At 47.7% G+C, this 1,907-nt stretch carries 2 protein-coding genes; both read left to right on the top strand.

Features of this window, described 5'->3' with window-relative positions; genetic code table 11:
* Positions 1–1,094 (top strand): 23S rRNA (guanosine(2251)-2'-O)-methyltransferase RlmB (gene rlmB, locus QT974_RS07685; protein WP_333467925.1); only part of this gene is annotated, 1,094 nt, incomplete at its 5' end.
* Positions 1,095–1,580: 486 nt separating this feature from the next.
* On the top strand, positions 1,581–1,847 hold the full coding sequence (locus QT974_RS07680) for a DUF1816 domain-containing protein (RefSeq protein ID WP_333467924.1): 267 nt from the start codon (positions 1,581–1,583) through the stop codon (positions 1,845–1,847).
* Positions 1,848–1,907: the final 60 nt, after the last annotated feature.

Below are 1,907 nucleotides of genomic sequence, written 5' to 3'. Positions count from 1 at the left end.
GAGACAGCAGCAGCCCGCAGCCAGCCCGCAACAACTTCCGAGACAGAGACAGAGACAGAGACAGAGACGGATACAGCAGCCCGCAGCCAGCCCGCAACAATTTCCGAGACAGAAGCAGCAGCCCGCAGCCAGCCCGCGGCAATTTTTATAAAGACAGAGACAGCAGCCCGCAGGAATCCCGCGGCAATTTTTATAAAGACAGAGACAAAAACAGAGACAGAGACAGCAGCCCGCCAGAATTCCGCGGAAATCATTTCCGAGACAGAGACAAAGACAGAGATACTCGCCCTGTTGACACTGCCTCAAATACCGTCGTGCAACCAGACGCCGACACAGACGACATGATTTACGGCCGCCATGCAGTCCAAGCGGCTTTAGAAACAAACCAAGTCCTGAATCGCATCTGGGTTGTCCCGCACCTGCGCTACGATCCCCGCTTTCACAGCTTGTTAACCGAAGCCAAGGCTAACGGCAGCATCATCGACGAAGTTGACGATTTACGCCTCGACTACATCACCCGCAAGGCAAACCACCAAGGCGTAGCAGCCCAAGTATCAGCCTACGAATACCTGGATTTGAGCGAACTGATCGCACAGGCTAAGGCGGATTGTGCAGATCCGGTAATTGTGGTAGCAGAAGGACTCAACGACCCCCACAATTTAGGGGCGATTATTCGCACCGCAGAAGCCTTGGGAGCTCAGGGGATGGTGATTCCCCAGCGGCGGGCAGTTGGGATTACCTCGGCAGTCAGAAAAGTGGCAGCAGGAGCATTAGAAAACCTGCCAGTAGCGAGGGTGGTCAATCTTAACCGGGCACTGGAACAATTGAAAGAAGCTGGCTTCTGGATTTACGGTGCTGCCGCCGGCGTGGGTGATTCGGTAGAGAGTATCAAATTCTCCGGGCCCACTGTTTTAGTTGTCGGCGGTGAAGCTGACGGTTTGAGCCTTTTGATACAGCGCGGATGTGACGGATTAGTTTCAATTCCTTTGAGGGGCAAGACTCCTAGCTTAAATGTCTCGGTAGCAACGGGGATGGCTTTATACGAAATTTACCGCCAGCGCGGGCCCAAAAAAATTCACGTACACGGCTCGTAAAATTGGTTGAAAAAAACAGCACAACAGAGTAATTTATGTAAGTAGCTAAAGCGTTGCGATCGCTGTCTTTAGCTACCTACACCTTGCTACCATAATGCCGGGTAAAATGTCATTTCGGAAAATACCATGTCTGTACTCAAATTAAAGTTAAAACTGCATAAATAACAGATAACTATAATGAGAAACCAATTTGGTTATTTCCGGTTTGTCAGCAGCTACAGCGATGCAAAAATAGGTAAATGTCGCCCAAAAATGCTCGGTTGCACAGTCTGAAAAATTAAGGATAGCCGCTCGGTTTTCGTTAGTTACAGACAGGCGAAAGTTTAAGGGGTCTTCCCCTTACTTTCTAACAAGAATTAGACCAAAATCTATTTAGATATTAGCTTTAAATAGATTGATAAATTCTTAGTATTGCAGCCGCATAAATATATAAAGCGCGTTGCCCGCAGCACCCTGAAAACACCGTTAAATACATTAGAAAAGCAGATGAAAGAACTCTTGATTAGCTTGCTCAATTTTTTCGGACTGGCTTGGTGGGTTGAAGTTAAAACTTCAGCGCCGCGGTGCATTTACTATTTTGGCCCGTTCTTGAGTTCTCAAGATGCGGAAGGTGCGAAAGCAGGATATGTAGAAGACATAGAAAATGAAGGTGCAGAAGGTCTTAGTGTTTCCATTCAGCGCTGCAAACCTATTGCTTTGACGGTTGCAGATGACTTGGGAAAGTTTGGTGAGGGAGGGCTGTTGCCTGTTTAGGGCGGTAGTCATTAGTCATTAGTCATTAGTCATTAGTCATTAGTCATTAGTCATTAGTCA

Origin of the sequence: Microcoleus sp. BM001215392 (assembly GCF_036700185.1) — a bacterium.
Taxonomy (GTDB): Bacteria; Cyanobacteriota; Cyanobacteriia; order Cyanobacteriales; family Microcoleaceae; genus Microcoleus.
The sequence above is the reverse complement of the archived record's forward strand: the minus strand, read 5'-3'. Positions and strand labels throughout refer to the sequence as shown.